Raw genomic sequence first — 19,413 nt, forward strand, 5'->3', positions numbered from 1 at the left:
ATCTCGAAGAGAAGTATCCTGAATCATTTGAGTTTTTCTATCATGAATCTTTTCTGCTTTTTTGCCGCAGACAGGACATTTAACATGATCTATTTTATAGTCAGCTACAAAAACTAAATATTCCTCCGTTTTAATTAAATCTGTTGCAACTAGGTCTGGTAAATCCATTAAATCTGTGATAAGATTATTATGCATTTGCTTGACTCCTTTATTGAATTTTTGGTGTTGTAACTATTTAATTCAACGGAGCCAGGCAAATGCCTTTTTTATTTAGATATTTTTAGATTTACAGTTTTTTCTTCACAACATTAATTATACAACCAAAATATTTTGTAATATTTCAGCAAAGATATGTGCATTATTTAAGTTGCTGTTAGATTTACTGAGATCAAAGATCACCGAATAGAGAACTGTGTGATCATTAATATTAAGCGGGCTGCTGAAGACAATAACTTCTCGTTTCTCATTATTAGCCAGCCTGTGAATAAAGCGGTGAGTTCTGCGCCCTCTCTGAAGAGTTAACTTCATCTTGGCTGCTACTTGATCTGCTTCCAGGCAGTTAATATCAAAGATGTTTTTTTGCTGAAACTGTTTTTTCGAATAACCATAATAGTCAAGGGCAGTTTGATTAAAGTCAATTATTTTACCAGTTTGAGGATCAATTAAAAAAACAGGTGTTTTCAGATTTTCCAGCAGAATATCTTTAAAGATATTTCTGATTTTAGTTCTTCCGAGTAGATAATCTAGAGAAACATGGAAATAATTAGCTATTTCAAATAAGGTATCAAGTGGTGGAAAGCGAGTTGCCTGCTCATAATTAGCAATAGTAGTTCTTGCATAACCTAGTTCACTGGCCAGTTCTTTTTGATTTAAACCTAACTCTTTGCGTAATTTCCTGAGTCTTTTAGCAAATCTCTGCATAGAAAAGCCCCTTTTTAAACAGATTGGAAATCATTACCCTTTTCTATATTATATCTTAAATTTAGTAGCTTAGGCAACCTTTTTGCTTGATTATTCAAAATTTATTACACAAATCGAGTATTTTTTTCTATAATTAAGGATAAAAAGGTAAAATTTATATTTTTGACACATATTGTATAATTAATGGTATTATTAGTCAGGATAATTTATAATTATAATATACTATTAACCATAAACTATTTTAAATTTAGCAGAAATAGCAGCTTGCTAAATAGTTGCTAAATTAATTAGATAAAATTATAAACAAGAAAAAAGGGGGGATTTAGTTGCTTATTGCAGAAGATGATATTCAAGATATTAACCAAATACTTTTAGCAGAAACAGGGACTTTCATTTCACCTGATAAAAAGAATTTGATTGAATTAAGGCTTTCTAGCCGGATAAAAGAGTTAGGCTTTATTGATCTGCAGGATTATCTGGCTTACTTAAAAATGAATAATCAAGAGCGTCTAATTTTTTTTAATCTCCTGACTACCAATTATACTAATTTTTGTCGAGAATCATATCATTTTGAAATTTTAATTAAAGAATTAATTCCCCAAATTTTAAAAACTAAAGATGAAATATCTATCTGGAGTGCAGGCTGTTCCTCGGGAGAAGAAGCCTACACAATTGCGATTTTATTAAATCATTTTTTTGCAAATAAGCTTAACTTTAATATTCTAGGAACTGATATCAATACTGAAGTTCTTAGAGCAGCTAAAACTGGTATTTATACACAAGAAGAAATTAATCGCTTAAAACCAGAATATTTATTTAATAATTTCCAGCAGGGAGTAGGAAAGTATGAAGGCTATTATCGAGTTAAAGCTCAGCTGCGTGAAAATATAAAATTTGAACATTTAAATTTGAATAAATTTGCTCGTGAAGGAATAAAGAAAAAATTTGATATTATTTTCTGTCGTAATGTTTTGATTTATTTTAATGAAAGTAATAGAAAACGAGTAATTGCCCAGTTTAATCAAAGTTTAACAAAGCCCGGTTTTTTGATTTTAGGTCACTCTGAGAACATTAATCTAGCAAAAGCTGAAAATAATTCAATCTGGGAAAAAATAGCCCGAAATTCTTACCAGAAAATATAACAAATAGGGGGATAACAATGACCAATCCTTTCAAGAAAATGTCGGTTAGTGTTAAATTAATTACGATCTTTCTTTTGATAATTTTTTTAAGTCTATCTGTTACAACCTATTTTAATTATAATGATTCACTCAGGCTGACTACAGCTCAGATTAAGGAACAGCTTAATGTAGTTGCAGATTTGCGTAAAACAGAGATTGAGGATCTAGTTGGGCAGATGCAGAGCGAACTTAAAGTTTTAGCTGGCAATAGTTTAATCAAAAATAATTTGGCTAGCTTAGCTGATGCCACAGAAATTGAAAAAAATGTTTTATCAGACAGTGATTATAATCATGTTAAAGAAACAGTTTTAAATCAGCAGCAAGAATTTGGCTGGGAAGATGCTTATCTGGTTAATAATAGTGGTCAGGTTGTTTATAGTACTTCTGCTCAAGATGATAAGAATACTAATTTAATTGATGGACCTTATCAGGATAGTATTTTAGCAGAGGCTTATCAGCTTGGACTAACTAAAGCAACTATTACTGATTTTGCCTACTATGAAGCTGCTGATGCTGTAGCAGGGTTTTTAGCAATGCCTGTGACTAGAAATGATGTTACTCAAGGAGTAGCAATATTGCAATTCCCGGTTGAAAAGATAAATAAAATTATGGAGAAGAAAGATTTAAAAGAAAAGAGTGGCAAAACATATTTGATTGGCGATGACAATCTAATGCGTTCTAATACAAGCTTTATTAAAACTGATACCATTTTAAACTATCGAGTTGATACAGATGTAGCAAACAAGGCTTTAAATCATAAGAGTGGAGTGGAAGCAGGGCTTGATTTTGATAACACACCAGTTTATAGTGCTTATACTCCAGTTACAATTGAAGGCTTAAATTGGGCTTTGATTTCAGAAGTTGATCAGTCAGAAGTAAGAGCGCCAATTGATGAAATTTTACGCAAAAATTTATTTGTATTATTATTTGTGATGCTATTTGCTTTAATAGTTAGTTATACGATGATTAAAGTAATTATTTCACGGCCATTACTTAAGATTCGTTCTTTACTGACAAAAGTTAGAGAAGAAAATGATTTACGGCAGCAGGTTAAGATTAATAAAGAAGATGAGATAGGCCAGCTGGCCCGTGACTTAAATTATACACTGAATTCTCTGCGCAAGATAATTAATGGTGCTAAAAATATTTCAGCAAAAGTCAGTTCTTCAGCAGATAAGATAGCAGATGAGAACGAGGATCTGTCAAATCGAACTATTAATCAAGCTTCAGCACTGGAAGAAATTTCAGCTAATATGGAAGAAGTTACAGCTTCAATTGAGAGTGTAGCAACATCTTCTGAAGAAGCCAGCAAAGTGGGTCAAAATAGTCTTAAGATTGTTAAAGAGGGTTCGGAGATTGTTGATGAAACAGTTTCATCAATGGCTGAAATCACCCGTAGTAGTCAGAAAATAGCAGAAATAATAACTACTGTAAATGAAATTGCTTCTCAGACAAATTTATTAGCCTTAAATGCAGCTATTGAAGCTGCTAGAGCTGGTGAAGCTAGTAGAGGATTCTCAGTAGTTGCCAGTGAGGTTAGAGATCTGGCAGAAAGAACAACTACTTCAGCTCGAGAAATTGAAAATATTATTAAAGAAATTATTAGCAAAATTAAGAATGGCAATAAGTTAATCAATCAGACAGGTAAAAATCTAACTGAAATTGTTGAAAACACTGCTTTGACTTCTGAAACAATTAATGAAATTTCTAATTCTATTCAGGAACAGGCAACAGCTTCAGAAGAAATTCAGCAGGTTATTTTAGATATAGATAATAATACTCAGAAAAATGCTAAATTAGTTGAAGACATTAGTGGTGATAGCGAACAGTTAAGTAAAGAATCAGCACGTTTGTTCAGGCTTGTCTCTAAATTCATTACTAACAGTAATAATGAAGCTGAATCTGATCAAGATAACGAAGATAATTCCCAAAACGAATCAGCAGCTTCAAATCAGCAAAAGGAAAAAGCAAAAGATAGATCTCCCCACGAAGATGATCAACAGTTTGACGGGTTCCGTGATTTTGACTAGCAACTGATAGTTAAAGTGTCTGGAATTGAGGAGGGTGTATTATGGATTTATTAAAAACAGGGATAGCTGGTCTCGACGAAATTTTGCGAGGTGGTTTAAGACCTTTTAGATCTTATTTAGTTAGAGGTGGACCCGGCAGTGGCAAAACAACTTTAGGTCTGCATTTTTTAAGTCAGTCCACTCAAGGCAAGAATTTATTTATTTCACTTGGTGAATCAGTAACTAAAATAAAAGACGATGCTAAAGGGCGAGGCTTTAATTTATCAGAAATAGAATTTCTTGAATTAAGTCCTTCTGCAAGTTTTTTAAGAGAACATGAAGGATATGATATATTTACTTCACAGGAAGTAGAGAAAACTCCAATTATAGATCAGATCATTGCTGAAATTGAAGATTTACAGCCAGCTAGAGTATTTCTTGATAGTGCAACTTATCTATCTTACTTAAGCAACGATAAGTTTCAATATCGCAAAGAAATTTTATCTTTAATAGACTTCACTGCAGAAGAAGATGCAACTTTAATGATTGCTTCTGAGTCTACTCAGCAAAATCCTGACTATGATTTACAGTTTGTAGTGGACGGTGTGCTTAATTTTACCCGAGAAGAAGACGAAAGATACCTTTATATTTCTAAACTAAGAGGAGCAAATTATCTTTCCGGGAAACACTCTCTAAAACTAAAAGAGGCTGGGATAGAAGTTTATCCCGACTATATTCCGGTTGCTGAAAAGAAAGATGAAGATCGTAAAAAGATAAGTTCTGGTATTCCATCACTTGATAAGCTGCTTAATGGTGGTATTGAAAGAGGGACAACAACTATAATTAGTGGCCCAACCGGGGTTGGTAAAACAACCCTGGGTGTTCAATATATGAAAGAAGCAGCCGGCCGGGGAGAAAAATCAATAATTTATACTTTTGAAGAATCAGTTGATACTATAATCAAACGCTGTGAAGCTATTAAAATACCGATCAGTGATATGCTAGATAACTCTTTTTTAGAAATTGAACAAATTAATCCACTACGCTATTCACCAGCAGAATTTTTTACCAGGGTTAGAAAAAAAGTTGAGGCAAGTCAGATTGATATTATTATGCTTGATAGTCTATCTGGTTACAAAATGGCTTTTCCAGATAATAGTACTGATAATGAAAAAATTAAACAGCTTCATATTCTTAATAAATATTTAAGTAGAATTGGAGTTACTATAATTATAGTTAATGAAGTAAGTAATATTATCGGGGATTTTAAAGCAACTGGCTTTGGAATTAGCTATCTAGCAGATAATATAATTATTTTAAATTATCTGGAATATGGCAGCCAAATAAGAAAATCAATCGGAGTTTTGAAAAAGAGATTAAGTGACTTTGAAAGGTATTTAAGAAATTTTGAAATAGGAGAATATGGAATTGAAGTTGGAGAGCCTCTGTCAGATTTACAGGGAATCTTAACTGGTAATGTGGTTAATATTGGTGATGGTGGTGATCGTGAATAAAGATCAAATTTTAATTTTAGTCAAAAATATTAGGAATCAACAATTATTAGAAGAATTATTAGCCGGGCAATTTGATTTAAAAAATTTGAACTCTATAGAAGATTATGGAAATATTGACTTAATTATAACTGACTTCTATTCTTATGCAAAAAGCAAAAAACTAATTAAGAACATTATTAAACAGCAGCAGCCTTTATTATTACCATTAATTTTAATTACCCGGCAGGATAAAAAAGAAAAATTGGAAAATAATACATTTACTCAGATAAGAGATATTGTAGAAATACCAGTAGCTAAAGATAAGCTTTTAAAAAAAATTAATTATTTGTTAAAACTTCGTTTATATTCCAAACAAGCTGAAAAAAAATATGACTTAATTGTTGAAAATAGTCCAATTGGAATTTGTGTAGTAAAAAACCAGCAGCTTATTTATGTTAATTCTTATTTAAATCAGATATTTAGCAACAAATTTCGCAAAATATTAGAGGTAAATCAAAAGTTGAAGCAAAGTTTACTAACAAATCAAGAAAGCTTATTTGATTATGAACTTAAATTAGATTTTGGCAATAAAAAAGTCTGGCTAATTATTAATTCTGAATTAATGCCTTATCAGGAAGAATCAACCTGGATCTATATAATTAAGGATATTACTGAGCAAAAGCAGAAAGAAGCACGCATAAATTATATGCTTTACCATGATGAGCTAACAGGTCTTTATAATCGCCGTTATTTGAATAAATATTTAAACGAATTAGCTAAAAATAAAACTTTCCCAATTAGTTTTATTTCAATTGATATTAATGGACTTAAAAAAATTAACGAATTATTTGGTAATCAAAGTGGAGACCAGGTTTTAATAAAGTTAACAGAAATTATTAAAGTATTACTGACTGAAGCGGATACTTTATTTAGAGTTGGGGGAGATGAATTTTTAATTAGTTTGCCTGCTAAAAAGCTTAAGCAGGCTGAAGAATTAATGGATGAAATCAAAACTAGTTCTTTTGAGTTTAAAGATCAGCAGCTGCAGTTTAGCATTGGAACAGGTGCAGCAGCACGAGTTAATCCTGCAGAAAACTTAGAACTGACAATTGAAAGATCAGTTGATAATATGTATTTAAATAAAATGAATGATGACTATAGTTTAAAGAGTTATATTGTTAAATCAATGCTCACTACTTTAGAGGCTAAGTCATTTGAGACAAATGAACATGCTGATCGCATGAGAAAAATGGCTATCAGTTTGGGTAAAGAAGTTAATTTAAAAAGAAGTCAGCTTGATGAACTATCAATGTTGGCAGTACTGCATGATATTGGTAAAGTAGCTATTCCTGAGTCTATTCTTAAAAAACCAGCTCGTTTAACTGAGGAAGAATTTAAGGTAGTTAAAACTCATCCTGAAATTGGGTATAGAATTGTACAGTCAATTCCTAAATTAGAAAATGTTGCTCAAGGAGTTTTAGCTCATCACGAAAAATGGAATGGTCAGGGTTATCCTCAAGGCTTAAAAGGAGAAACTATACCAATTATAGCCAGAATAATTACAATAATTGATTCATTTGATGTTATGATTAATAAACGTTCTTATAAAGAAGCTTATTCAATGGATTATGCAGTCGCTGAATTAAGAAGATGTTCCGGAGGTCAGTTTGATCCCCTCCTGGTAAATAAATTTCTAACTAAAGTCTTATAAGATAAAGACTTAGTTAAAAGTTGTAACAGCTACTCTAAAGACAGTTCCCTTCTCCTGGGGGAGCTGTTTTTAATTTTAATTAGCTTTAAGTTGCGATTTTAATAACTAAAGCTTAATAAGCAGGAAATAAAAGATATTTATTGAAATTTATTTATTAGTAAATTTATAAAGTGATTTTTGCTGAGATTATATAATAGAAATGAGTGTTTTTTATGCTAAAATCAATATTTAGAATAGAGAATTTAACAGCTCTTAAACCTAAAGTTTATAATTTAAGTAAGATTAACCTCAGTTTAGCAGCGGGTGAAATTCAGGCGATTGTAGGTTTAGAAGGATCAGGCAAAAAAAATTTAATCCAGGCTTTAGCAGGCTTAATTGAGACAGAAGGAAGAGTATATTTAGAAGAAAAGCAGCTTGACTTAAAATTGGCAAACTTAAGAGAAAATAAAATTGACTTTATTTTCTATAATTCTTCTCTAGTAGATCAATTAACAATTGTAGAAAATATCTGTTTAAATCGATATCCCAGATTAAAGTTCTTACCGCTTGTTGATAAGAAAAAAGCTTTCTATCGGACAAGAAAGGCTTTGAAATTAATGGAGTTAGATTTTAGTCCGACTACTTATGTTAAGACTCTTTCGCGAGATGAAAAAAAACAATTGGCTATTGCTAGAGCATTTTTTTATCAGCCTAAAGTAATAATAATCTATGAACCTACCAATGGCCTCAGTATTGAATCAATTAAAAAGTTCTATGATAATATTTACGAATATAAATCAAATGGTGGGGCAGTGATTTATATTACTAAACAATGGAAAGATGCTTTGAAAATAGCAGATAAAATTGTAGTTCTAAATCAAGGATCAGTTGCAGGAATAATTAGCACTAAAGCAGCTAATAAAAATCCTGATCAGATTTTAAATATGATGTTAGGTAATCAAAAAAACTATGATTCTAAAAATAATTACTCTCTTGATGCTGAAGCCCAAAAAATACTAAATACAGTTTTTAAAGCAACTGAATTTCTAACCTCTAATTATGAATTGAAGGATGTACTTAAGTTATTAGCTGAATATAGTGCAGATTTTACAAAAGCTGATAATTGTACAATTAAATTACTTGACGAAAATACAGGCAGCATAATCGATACTGTTAGATACAACACTGGGAGTGGAATAGAAAGCGAAATAAAAAAAGAAATTATTTTTAAAATTGCTAGAGAAGAAAAAATATTTTCTTTAACTGTGGCTGATCAAAAGTTTAACTCTGTTTTCATTAAAAATAGAGGGGTTAAGTCAATAATAATAATCCCTGTTTTAATTCGTTCTCATATAAGTGGAATTATTCAGTTGTCTTTTTCCTATCAAAAGTTGTATAATTATTCTGAAGATGAAAAAAATTATCTAACAACTTTAGCTAAACAAGCGGCAATAGCAATTGAAGACACAAGATTAATGGGCAGATCAACTTTACTGCAAGAAAGTCATCACAGGATAAAAAATAATCTGCAGTATATTATTAGTTTAATTACTTTGCAAAAAGCTTTTATTGAGGATAATTCTAAGAAAAATATTGAAGATATTTTAAATAATACTATAGCTAGAATTAAAAGTATAGCTGCAGTGCATGATTTATTATCACAGGATAGCTTTGGTAGAAGTATAATTAATTTAAAAGATATTTTTAAAGTAATTATAAATTTTTTGAATAATGGTCAATTAAAAATTAAAATTAATCTATCAGATATTTTTATTTCATATTCGAGAGCCTCTGCAATTGCTTTAGTTTTTAATGAAATTTTAAGTAATTGTATTGAACATGCTTTTATAGATGAAATAGGAGAAATTAATGTAATAACTTATCGACAAGATGAGCAAATTAAATTAATTGTTGCTGATAATGGTCAAGGAATGCCAGCAGAATTTTGTCTAGAAAAGCAATCAACACTTGGTCTATCAATTGTTTATTCAATAATAAAAAAACAATTTAGAGGTGATATTTTATTAACTTCAAATAAAGGTACGAGAATTGAAATAACTATACCTGATTAAGGAGGAATATAAATGAATAGTTCTTTAAATATTATGATTGCAGAAGATGAATCAATAATTTTAATGGGATTAAAAGCTAATTTAACCGAATTAGGTCATCAGGTAATTGCAGAAGCATTTGATGGAGAAGAAGCAATAAAGAAAGCCTTATATTATGAACCTGATTTAATTTTAATTGATATTAATATGCCTAAAACAGATGGCATTGAAGCGATTAGGAGAATTAGTCAGAAAAAATTAATTCCCTGTATTATAATTACAGGTTACAATGATGAAAAATTAATTAAAAGAGCTACAGAAGCAGGTGCTTTTGCTTATCTTGTTAAACCAGTTGCTAAAAAAGAAATAGAACCAGCAATAAGTATAGCTGTAGCAAGATCTGCTGATTTTAAACAAGTTAATCAGGAGCTGTCAGATAATAAAAAAGCATTAGTTAATCGCAAGTTAGTGGAAAGAGCTAAAGGCGTTTTGATGGATAGATTAAATTTAACCGAACAAACAGCAATGAAATTATTGCAAAAAAAAAGTAATGATCGTAATTTAAAGTTAGCAATTATTGCCCAGGAAATTATTGAAGCTGATCAGAAATTGAGATTTTAACTTAAATTAAAATAAGTTTAAAAAATCTAATTATTCATTATTGATAAAATAATTTGACTTTTTAAATAATATTTGTTAAACTATTTACAAATAAAATAGGTATTTTGCTGATGGTTGGCAAGATAATAAGAGGTCATGGTAGGCCCCCTAACAGTTAATTATTTTTAAACAAAGATAGTTACTGTCAGGGGGTTTTTGTGTCTTCAAAACTTTCTAGTCTAAATTTATCAGGGGGTGAGAAAAAGATTTTTTTAATTCTTGAATAATCATAAAACCAAAATGAGGGGGAAATATTTTGAAAAAAAGAATAATTATTTTATTAGCAGTATTTATTTTAGCAGGAATGAGCTTAAATGTGGCAGCTAAAGATGTAAAAATAGGTTTTTTAGTTAAGCAGCCAGAAGAAGCCTGGTTTCAAGATGAATGGAAATTTGCAGAAGCAGCTGCAAATGATTATGACTTCGAATTAGTTAAAATTGGTGCTACTGATGGAGAAAAAGTACTATCGGCAATTGATAACCTTGCTTCTCAAGGAGCACAGGGTTTTATTATTTGCACTCCCGATGTAAAATTAGGACCAGCAATTGCTGCAAAAGCTAATATGAATAAATTAAAATTCATGAGTGTAGATGATCGTTTTGTTGGTTCAAATGGTAAAGTAATGGAAGAAGTTCATCATATGGGGATTTCTGCTTATAATATTGGTAAACTAGTTGGTAAAACTCTGGTAGAACAGATGGATAATCGTAATTGGGATTATAATGATGTTGGTTATTTGGTAATGACTTATGACCAATTACCTACTATTTCTGAAAGAACTCAGGGAGCAACCGATGTTTTACTAGAAAATGCTTTTCCAGAGGCAAATATATTTGATAGTCCTATGAAAACACTTGATACAGAAGGATCTTTTAATGCTGCTAATTTTGCTTTAACTAAACATTCAAATATTAATAAGTGGATTGTAGCTGGAGGTAATGATTCATCAGTTATTGGTGCAATTAGGGCTTTAGAAGGTCAAGGATTTGGAGCTAATGATGTAATCGGTATTGGTATTAATGGATCTAATTTTGTAATTAATGAATTTGAAAAAGATGAACCGACGGGTTTTTATGCTTCAGTTAAATTAAGCGCTAGACAACACGGTTATGAAACAGCAGAACTAATGTATAAATGGATTAATGAAGATAAAGAACCACCTAAAGTAACCTGGACTTCAGGAACAATCATGACTAGAGATAATTACCAAGAATTAAATTAATATTTTTCTGGTCAGGTCAGGGACTGTTAAAGTTCCTGACCAAATTAACTTAGCTTTTAACTAAGGAGTTGAAAAAATGGAACATTATTTAGAGTTCAAAAGTATAACCAAAACTTTTCCTGGAGTTAGAGCATTAGATAAAGTCTCTTTTACTGTTAAAAGTTCTAGTATTCATGGCCTGGTGGGAGAAAATGGGGCTGGAAAATCTACTTTGTTACACACCTTAAGTGGGGCTCTAATCCCTAATGAAGGGAAAATAATAATTAACGGTAAAGCAATGAAATTTTCTAGTACTAAAGATGCGCTTGATGCTGGAATAGCCGTTATTTATCAGGAATTAAATTTAGTACCAGAAATGACTGTAGCAGAAAATCTAATGATCGGTAATTTTCCTAATCACAGTGGCCTTGTTGATCATAAAAAACTTCGCAAGCAGGCTGAAAAACAGATTAAACGACTAATGGAAGAATTTAATCCAGATACGAAAGTTAAAAATCTTTCTATTGCACAAAAACAAATGATTGAAATTGGTAAGGCTCTTATGCAGGATGCCCAAATTATTGCTTTTGACGAACCAACCAGTTCACTTTCTGATCGAGAAATTAAACATCTTTTTACTATTATAGAGCAATTAAAAGCAGAAGGAAGAGCTATAATTTATGTTTCTCATCGCATGGAAGAAATTTTTAAGATTTGTGATACTTGTACAGTTTTTAGAGATGGTAAACATATCGAAACTTTTACCGATATGGAGAAAGTTAGTCATGACCTTTTAGTAAAGAAAATGGTTGGTCGGGAATTAAATGATGTTTATGGTTATGAATCTCGACCTGCTGGTGAAGTTATCTTTTCTGTTAAAAATCTGCAAGGTCCAGGTGTAAATAAACCGATTAGTCTTAAATTAAAAGCTGGAGAAGTAATAGGGATCTTCGGGCTTGTTGGAGCAGGTCGAACAGAACTTTTTAAATTAATTTATGGGCTAGAAGAGCTAGAAAAAGGTGAGATAGAAGTGCAGGGTGAAAAATTGGCTATTAAAAATCCTCATTATTCTATTAAAAATAAAATTTGTCTGCTGCCAGAAGATCGTAAAGAAGAAGGTATTATTGGAATTAGGTCAGTTAGCGAAAATATAAATGTTAGTAGCCGGCGTCATACACTTAAATTTAACTTTTTTTTAGATAAAGATGCTGAGAGAAAGATAGCTGATAAATTTATTAATGAATTAGCAATCAAAACTCCTTCTCGGGAGCAATTAACAGGTAATCTTTCTGGAGGAAATCAACAAAAAGTAATTTTATCTCGTTGGTTAAGTGAGGATATTGATATCTTTTTAATGGATGAACCTACTCGAGGAATTGATGTAGGTGCTAAATATGAAATCTATAAAATAATGTATCAGCTTGCCGCAAGTGGGAAAGGAATTATTTTTATTTCTAGTGATTTACCAGAAGTGATGGGAGTAGCTGATAGAATAATTGTAATGAGAACAGGAGAAATAGTTGGTTCATTAAGCAGAGAGGCAGCAACTGAAGAAAAAATATTATCAATGGCCTTACCTGTAAATTAAATTTTAGATAAGGAGAATTGTAATTATGAATAATAGTGCAACTACTCAAAGTAAAATTAAATATTTATATAACAATTATAGCATTATTTTTATTTTTGTAATCATGTTTATTTTATTGTCAATTTTTGTCCCTTACTTTTTTACCTGGCGCAATATGCTGGGGCTAGCTTTATCTGTAGTAACAATTGGTATTATTGCTAATACAATGATGTTTGCTCTCGGGAGTGGTGATTTTGATCTTTCTGTTAGTTCAACAGTAGCTTTTTCTGGAATTACTGCTGCTGTAGTTATTAATGCAACTGGTAGTGTAATACTTGGAATTGTTAGTGGTATTCTTGCTGGTGGATTTGTGGGGCTTATTAATGGTTATTCAATTGCCAAACTTGGCCTAAATGCTTTAATTACTACTTTAGCAACTCAGATGATTTTTAGGGGGATGGCCTTTATTCTTTCTAATGGACGAGCAGTTGGAATTAGTAAAGCTGGATTTTTTAAATTAGGAAATAGCATGATTTTTGGAATTCCAACGCCTATTTGGATTTTAATTATTTCTTTTATAATCTTTGGCATTTTATTAAATAATACTGTTTTTGGTAAAAACACTCTTGCTATTGGTGGCAATACTAAAGCTGCTGAATTAGCTGGAATTAATGTTAATATAACTAAAATTATAATATTTACAGCCCAGGGATTTATGGCTGGTTTTGCTGGAGTTATTTTAGCTTCTCGTATGACAAGTGGTCAGCCGAATGCTGCTCAAGGCTTAGAATTAGATGTAATTTCAGCTTGTGTATTGGGAGGAGTTTCGCTTAATGGTGGAATTGCAACTATTAGTGGGGTAATTGTTGGGGTATTAATTATGGGAATGATTTCAAATGCACTTAATTTGTTAAATGTTGCTACTTTTTATCAATATGTGGTTCGAGGAGCAGTTTTATTAATTGCTATTTATCTTGATATCTTAAAACAGAGAAACCAGTAATTAATATGAAAATAAACAAAATTATTTTTAAAAAAGAAAAAGCTTTCAAATTAGAAAATCATCAATTAAAAGTAATAGTTTTACCAAATAGGGGAGGCAAAATAGCATCTATTTATAATCGAACTAAAAAATTTGAGCTGCTCTATCAAAATAAAGCTGATAAATATCAGCCTATTCAATTAGAAAAAAAATTTACTGCTTATGATTGTTCTGGTTTTGATGATTGCTTTCCAAATATTGATGTTGCTGCACTTTATTTGAATCAAAAACTTTACTTTTATCCTGATCATGGTGAAATATGGTCAGCAAAATTAGTAATTAAACTAAAAAAAGATAAAATTATTTTATCTTATCATAGCCCAATTTTTAAATATGATTATCTAAAAATAATAACCTTGCATGAGAATAGACTTTTAATTAATTATCAAATTAAAAATAATCTTAAGACAGCTTTCCCAGCTATTTGGACTATGCATTGTCTGCTTAACTACGATACTAATCTAAAATTAAAATTTCCACCAGGAGTTAATAAAATAGAAAATGTACTATTAAGCCAGCAGCTTGGTCCTCCTGGAAAAATTCATTCTTTTCCACAGACTCAAGATCAAATTGGTCAAAAATATCGTTTTGATAGAATTAATTATTCTCCAGATAAAAGTAGTGAAAAATATTATGTAGCTAATTGTTTTGAATCTGGTCAATGTGAAGTTTATTATCCAACAGCAGATATTACTTTTAAGCTTAATTTTTCAGCAGATAAATTACCTTATCTTGGTTTTTGGCTAACCAGAGGGGGTTTCAAAGGAGATTATAATTTTGCTTTTGAACCCAGTGATGGTTATTATGATTCTGTAATTACAGCTTTGAAAAATAAATGTATAAGTATTTATCAACCTGGTGAAATAAAGCAGTTTAATTTAAAATTAGAATTAGAATAAAAATAGCTATTTTCTTATTTAATAATAGTTAACCTTTTTCCAACTTGCGATATTTACTGGGGGGCAGATTCATTATTTTTTTAAAGATCCGCGAAAAATAATATTGATCACTGTAGCCAAGCCTGGCAGCTATTGCTTTGATGCTTAAATTGGTCATATCTAAAAGCTGACAGGCTTTTTTAATCTTAAGGTGAATAAAAAAATCGATGGGTGAATAGCCAGTTTCTTCTTTGAATATTCTGCTTAAATGACTGGCAGATAAGTTGTTATAGTCTGCTAGTTTTTTTAAAGTTATAGTTTGATCTAAATGAGTCTGAAAGTAGTTAATTGTTTGTTCAACATAACTATTTTCATTTAATTTTTTAGTAAGTTTTACAGGCGGATAATAAATAAGAGCCAGTAAGTGACCAAGGAGTTGAGAAGCATATATCAAATTATTTATAGTAAAACCATTTTCAAATGTTGTACTTAGCTGACGGAAAAGTTTAACTATAATAGCTGCATTTTCTGGAGCAACTTGATTAATTTTAAGATTATTATCAGCTTTAATTTCAGGATAAAATTGCGCATTATTACCACGGAAATGGACCCAATAAATACTCCAACTTTCTTTTATCAGTGTGCCATAACTATGGGGTAATCCAGCTGGAATTAGTATTATTTCCCCCTTTTTTATCTGCTGCTTTTCCTGTTTAACTTGTACAAAACCTTTTCCTTTAATACAGTAAATGAGAATACTTTCAGCAGCACCTTGTCTGCGTTTTCTATAATGATATTCTGCATTAGGGAAAAAACCTATATCAGTTGGATATAAATTTTTCATTAAAGGATGAGTACTTAGTTTTTTTAATATTTTTTCAGGGATGACAGTAATTATTTCGTTTTTGAAACCAGTTCTTTTTTTTATTTTCATCATAATTAAATTATATGTTACTAAATTTATTAAAGCAAGAAAAAAGTAAGATAGTCCATTAGTTTGCTTTGAATATCCATTGTTTAATAATTGAAAATTATTTAAAATTAACTTAAAGCCAGAAGAAGAAAGGAATGATTTATATTGCAAAGTCAAAAAAACAGGCAGCAGGTTAAAATATGGCAAGAAAAAGTTGTTATTCCAACTTATCCAGTAGGATCTGGTAATAAAAACCCAATGTTTTTAGAAAAAAGAGTTTATCAAGGAAGCTCGGGACGTGTCTATCCTTTTCCTTTTGTTGAAGAGATTTCTGATCAAAAAATTGAGCAGGAATATACTGTTTTATTTTTAGAAAATGAATATTTAAGAATAGAAGTTTTACCAGAGTTAGGAGGAAGGATTCAGCGGGCTTATGATAAAACTAATGGATATGATTTTGTTTATTATAATCCAGTTATCAAACCTGCTCTAGTTGGTTTAGCAGGGCCCTGGATTGCAGGAGGGATTGAATTTAACTGGCCTCAGCATCATCGTCCCAGTACTTTTTTGCCATTGGAGTATTCACTGCTTGAAAACGAAGATGGTAGCAAAACAATTTGGGTAGGAGAAATTGATCGGATGGCAGGGAGTAAAGGTATGGCTGGTTTTACGCTTTATCCAGATAAAGCTTATTTAGAAATTAAAGGACAACTTTATAATAAAACTGAATTACCACAGACATTTCTCTGGTGGGCCAATCCAGCTGTAGCAGTGAACGAAAGCTATCAATCCATTTTTCCACCAGATGTACATGCAGTATTTGATCATGGGAAACGTGATGTTTCTAAATTTCCAATTGCTACTGGTGAATATTATAAAGTAGATTATTCAGCTGGGGTTGATATTTCCTGCTATAAAAATATACCTGTTCCAACTTCTTATATGGCTTATCATTCAGATTATAATTTTGTTGGGGGCTATGATTTTAATGAACAGGCAGGAATATTACATGTCGCTAATCATTATATTTCACCGGGTAAAAAACAGTGGACCTGGGGAAATGGTGATTTTGGTCAGCGCTGGTATCAAAATTTAAGTGATCAAGGTACAGGTGAATATATTGAATTAATGACAGGAGTTTTTACAGATAATCAACCAGATTTTAGCTGGCTTGAACCTTTAGCTGAAAAAACTTTTACTCAATATTTCTTGCCATATAAAAAGTTAGGTAAAGTAAAAAATGCAAGCAAAGATTTTTTACTTAACTTAGAAATAAAAGCAGAAGAGCTTAAAATAGCAGCTTATTCAACTTCTGTTCAGAATAATTTAGTGATTCAACTTAAGGCAGCAAATAAAATTTTGCTAAAAGAAGAAATTGATTTAAGTCCAAGCCAAATTTATGATAAAGAAATTTTAATTGATCAGCAAATTGAGGTAGAAAAATATCAGCTCGAACTTAGGGACCAAATAGGAAATATTTTGTTAGCTTATAGCCCAGAAGCAGAAAAATTAGTAGAACCACCGGAAGCTGCTCAAGCTGCTTCTAAGCCAGCTGAAATTAAAACAATAGAAGAACTTTATTTAACTGGACTTCATTTAGAACAGTATCGACATGCAACTTATCAGCCAGACCCCTACTATCTGGAGGGTTTAAAGCGTGATCCAGGTGATAGTAGATTAAATAATGCTTATGGTAGACTTTTGCTTGGTAGAGGAAATTTTTCTGGTAGTGAAAAATATTTTAAAAGAGCAATTGAACGTTTAACCAGCAGAAATCCAAATCCGTATACAGGTGAACCTTATTATAATCTTGGTTTGAGTTATAAATATCAGCATAAATTTGCTCAGGCAGAAGCTGCCTTTTATAAAGCTATCTGGAATGATAGCTATCAGGCAAGTGGCTACTATCAGCTGGCAGCTTTAGCTGTTCGTAAAAATAAATTTATTGATGCTTTAAAACTTTGTCAAAAATCATTAATTGCTGGTTATCATAATACTCGTACTCGTAATTTAAAAACTAACTTATTGCGCAAATTAGGTAAATTAAAAGAAGCAGCAGAGTTAGCTCAGGAAACACTTAATTTTGATCCACTTGATTTTGGAGCGCTGGCTGAGCTTTATTTTATTTATCAGTCGGCTGGTAAAACTAGCAAGACTGAGCTGGCCCGGGCTAGATTTATTAGGCTGCTTGCTAATAAAGAGTATAATTATTTAGAATTAGCTCGTGACTATGCAGCAGCAGGATGCTATCAAGAGGCAATTAAAATTTTGAATATTCTGGTTGAAAACAAAGTAGAAAATTCAGTTAAGTCATTTACTGGTTCTGTTTCTCCTTTAACGTATTATTATTTAGGAAACTATTATTTAGAATTAGCAGATCAAAAACAGGCAGCTATTTATTTTAAGAAAGCAGCTGCAATTAAACCTGATTATTGTTTTCCTAACCGTCTTGCTTCAATTAGAATTTTGGAAAAAGCAATTGAGTTTAATCCTGCAGATGCAAGAGCAGCTTATTATTTAGGTAATTTATTTTATGATAAAAAACAGCTAGAAAAAGCAGTGCAATTATGGGAAAAGTCAAGCCAGCTTCAGCCTGATTTTCCAACAGTTTATCGCAATTTAGCTTTAGCATATTATAATAAACTATCCCAGGTAGATAAGGCTCAATTTGCTTTAGAAAAAGCATTTGAGCTTGATCCAACTGATGCTAGAGTACTATTTGAACTTGATCAACTATATAAAAAATTATCATTTAGTATAGAAAAAAGATTTAGTTTATTAACTTCTAATTTAGAAATTGTTAAAACAAGAGATGATCTTTATTTAGAATATATTACTTTATTGAATAATCAAAGGCAATATGAAAAAGCACTGCAGTTGCTTAAAAAACATAACTTTTATCCCTGGGAAGGGGGAGAGGGTAAAGTAACAGCTCAGTATGTTTTTGCTAATTTAGAATTAGCAAAACAAAAAATTATAACTGCTGAATATCAGTTAGCTTTAAATTTATTAAAATCAGCACGTAGTTATCCCCGTAATTTAGGTGAAGGTAAACTGCCAATTGATAAAGAAAATGAAATAGATTATTATACCGGAATTTGCTATAAGAAAATGAATAACAATGATCAGGCAGAATATTATTTTAAACAGGCAGCCAAAGGCTCAGATGAATTAGGGGATATGATGTATTATAATGATCAGCCTGCTCACCAGGTTTTTTTCCAAGGGAAAGCTCTCCAGAGCTTAGGTTATAGAGATCAGGCATTAACAAAATTTAATCAACTTTATGATTATGGAGAAAAACATTTAAAAGATCAGGTAGAAATAGATTATTTTGCAGTTTCTCTGCCAGATTTCCTAGTTTTTGAAGCTGATTTAAACAAAAATAATCAGATACATTGTTATTACTTATTGGGGTTAGGAGCATTGGGGAAAAATGAAATAAAAAAATCAGTTGAATTTTTCCAGGAAATTGCTAAACTTGATCCAGCTCATCAGGGAATATTAAGACAATATATTTAAAATAGCTTAACCAACTAAATTAAGATAGTTTAATTTTATAACTAAAAATAAGTAAAAAAATGGGTAATTTTTACTTGCTATTTTCCAAATTAAGTTATATTATATTAGATATAGTATGGCTAATTCGACCTTATTCGCTATTTTTTGAAGTTGAAAAATTTAAAAATAGAACTTGATTTAACGGCATATCCTGAAGCTGCTAATGCTCTTAATTGCTGATATTAGTAGAAGTTCGGGATATGTCTTTTTTTATTAAAGTAGCAGATCTTAATAATTAGAATATTT

13 protein-coding genes and 1 pseudogene are annotated in these 19,413 nt (G+C 30.9%); 11 read left to right on the forward strand and 3 right to left on the reverse strand.

What is annotated here, in order from left to right:
• A pseudogene (locus BMZ74_RS05180) lies at positions 1-195 on the reverse strand (hypothetical protein); the annotation flags it as partial.
• 117 nt (positions 196-312) lie between these two features.
• Complete coding sequence (locus tag BMZ74_RS05185) at positions 313-921, reverse strand: helix-turn-helix domain-containing protein (RefSeq protein WP_089860723.1); 609 nt, start codon at positions 919-921, stop codon at positions 313-315.
• A gap of 326 nt (positions 922-1,247) precedes the next feature.
• On the opposite strand from BMZ74_RS05185, the gene BMZ74_RS05190 reads away from it, so the two are divergent.
• From BMZ74_RS05190 to BMZ74_RS05235, 10 genes are all read left to right on the forward strand, one after another.
• Complete coding sequence (locus tag BMZ74_RS05190) at positions 1,248-2,063, forward strand: CheR family methyltransferase (protein ID WP_089860725.1); 816 nt, start codon at positions 1,248-1,250, stop codon at positions 2,061-2,063.
• A 17-nt stretch (positions 2,064-2,080) separates the two neighbouring features.
• Positions 2,081-4,132, forward strand: coding sequence for a methyl-accepting chemotaxis protein (locus BMZ74_RS05195; RefSeq protein ID WP_089860727.1), 2,052 nt, complete (start codon positions 2,081-2,083; stop codon positions 4,130-4,132).
• A 41-nt stretch (positions 4,133-4,173) separates the two neighbouring features.
• Positions 4,174-5,625 carry an ATPase domain-containing protein gene (locus BMZ74_RS05200; RefSeq protein WP_089860729.1) on the forward strand — a complete coding sequence of 484 codons (1,452 nt, stop codon included), beginning with the start codon at positions 4,174-4,176 and terminating at the stop codon, positions 5,623-5,625.
• Positions 5,618-7,315: a sensor domain-containing diguanylate cyclase/phosphohydrolase gene (locus BMZ74_RS05205; RefSeq protein WP_177181368.1), complete on the forward strand. Its 1,698-nt coding sequence runs from the start codon at positions 5,618-5,620 to the stop codon at positions 7,313-7,315. Before BMZ74_RS05200 ends, BMZ74_RS05205 begins: the two co-directional genes overlap by 8 nt.
• A gap of 212 nt (positions 7,316-7,527) precedes the next feature.
• Positions 7,528-9,366: an ATP-binding cassette domain-containing protein gene (locus tag BMZ74_RS05210; protein WP_089860733.1), complete on the forward strand. Its 1,839-nt coding sequence runs from the start codon at positions 7,528-7,530 to the stop codon at positions 9,364-9,366.
• Between the two features lie 12 nt (positions 9,367-9,378).
• The gene (locus BMZ74_RS05215) at positions 9,379-9,966 is read left to right on the forward strand and encodes an ANTAR domain-containing response regulator (RefSeq protein WP_089860735.1); all 588 of its coding nucleotides are present in this window, start codon (positions 9,379-9,381) and stop codon (positions 9,964-9,966) included.
• Between the two features lie 295 nt (positions 9,967-10,261).
• The gene (locus BMZ74_RS05220) at positions 10,262-11,227 is read left to right on the forward strand and encodes an arabinose ABC transporter substrate-binding protein (protein ID WP_177181369.1); all 966 of its coding nucleotides are present in this window, start codon (positions 10,262-10,264) and stop codon (positions 11,225-11,227) included.
• Positions 11,228-11,303: 76 nt separating this feature from the next.
• On the forward strand, positions 11,304-12,794 hold the full coding sequence (gene araG, locus BMZ74_RS05225; protein ID WP_089860737.1) for an L-arabinose ABC transporter ATP-binding protein AraG: 1,491 nt from the start codon (positions 11,304-11,306) through the stop codon (positions 12,792-12,794).
• Between the two features lie 25 nt (positions 12,795-12,819).
• The gene (araH, locus tag BMZ74_RS05230) at positions 12,820-13,776 is read left to right on the forward strand and encodes an L-arabinose ABC transporter permease AraH (RefSeq protein WP_089860739.1); all 957 of its coding nucleotides are present in this window, start codon (positions 12,820-12,822) and stop codon (positions 13,774-13,776) included.
• Between the two features lie 5 nt (positions 13,777-13,781).
• On the forward strand, positions 13,782-14,714 hold the full coding sequence (locus tag BMZ74_RS05235; RefSeq protein ID WP_089860741.1) for a DUF5107 domain-containing protein: 933 nt from the start codon (positions 13,782-13,784) through the stop codon (positions 14,712-14,714).
• A gap of 28 nt (positions 14,715-14,742) precedes the next feature.
• Here BMZ74_RS05235 and BMZ74_RS05240 read toward each other — a convergent pair whose 3' ends face one another.
• On the reverse strand, positions 14,743-15,627 hold the full coding sequence (locus BMZ74_RS05240) for an AraC family transcriptional regulator (protein WP_177181370.1): 885 nt from the start codon (positions 15,625-15,627) through the stop codon (positions 14,743-14,745).
• A gap of 144 nt (positions 15,628-15,771) precedes the next feature.
• Between BMZ74_RS05240 and BMZ74_RS05245 the strand changes: the two genes are divergently transcribed.
• Positions 15,772-19,128 carry a tetratricopeptide repeat protein gene (locus tag BMZ74_RS05245; RefSeq protein WP_245750825.1) on the forward strand — a complete coding sequence of 1,119 codons (3,357 nt, stop codon included), beginning with the start codon at positions 15,772-15,774 and terminating at the stop codon, positions 19,126-19,128.
• Positions 19,129-19,413: the final 285 nt, after the last annotated feature.

It is taken from the genome of Halanaerobium salsuginis (assembly GCF_900114545.1).
Classification (GTDB): Bacteria; Bacillota; Halanaerobiia; order Halanaerobiales; family Halanaerobiaceae; genus Halanaerobium; species Halanaerobium salsuginis.

What these genes read in the sequence shown, in the direction of transcription:
- BMZ74_RS05185 (WP_089860723.1), bottom strand. Translation starts at nt 921, where the DNA reads ATGCAGAGATTTGCTAAAAGACTCAGGAAATTACGCAAAGAGTTAGGT.
- BMZ74_RS05195 (WP_089860727.1), top strand. Translation starts at nt 2,081, where the DNA reads ATGACCAATCCTTTCAAGAAAATGTCGGTTAGTGTTAAATTAATTACG.
- BMZ74_RS05200 (WP_089860729.1), top strand. Translation starts at nt 4,174, where the DNA reads ATGGATTTATTAAAAACAGGGATAGCTGGTCTCGACGAAATTTTGCGA.
- BMZ74_RS05210 (WP_089860733.1), top strand. Translation starts at nt 7,528, where the DNA reads ATGCTAAAATCAATATTTAGAATAGAGAATTTAACAGCTCTTAAACCT.
- BMZ74_RS05215 (WP_089860735.1), top strand. Translation starts at nt 9,379, where the DNA reads ATGAATAGTTCTTTAAATATTATGATTGCAGAAGATGAATCAATAATT.
- araG (WP_089860737.1), top strand. Translation starts at nt 11,304, where the DNA reads ATGGAACATTATTTAGAGTTCAAAAGTATAACCAAAACTTTTCCTGGA.
- araH (WP_089860739.1), top strand. Translation starts at nt 12,820, where the DNA reads ATGAATAATAGTGCAACTACTCAAAGTAAAATTAAATATTTATATAAC.
- BMZ74_RS05235 (WP_089860741.1), top strand. Translation starts at nt 13,782, where the DNA reads ATGAAAATAAACAAAATTATTTTTAAAAAAGAAAAAGCTTTCAAATTA.
- BMZ74_RS05240 (WP_177181370.1), bottom strand. Translation starts at nt 15,627, where the DNA reads ATGAAAATAAAAAAAAGAACTGGTTTCAAAAACGAAATAATTACTGTC.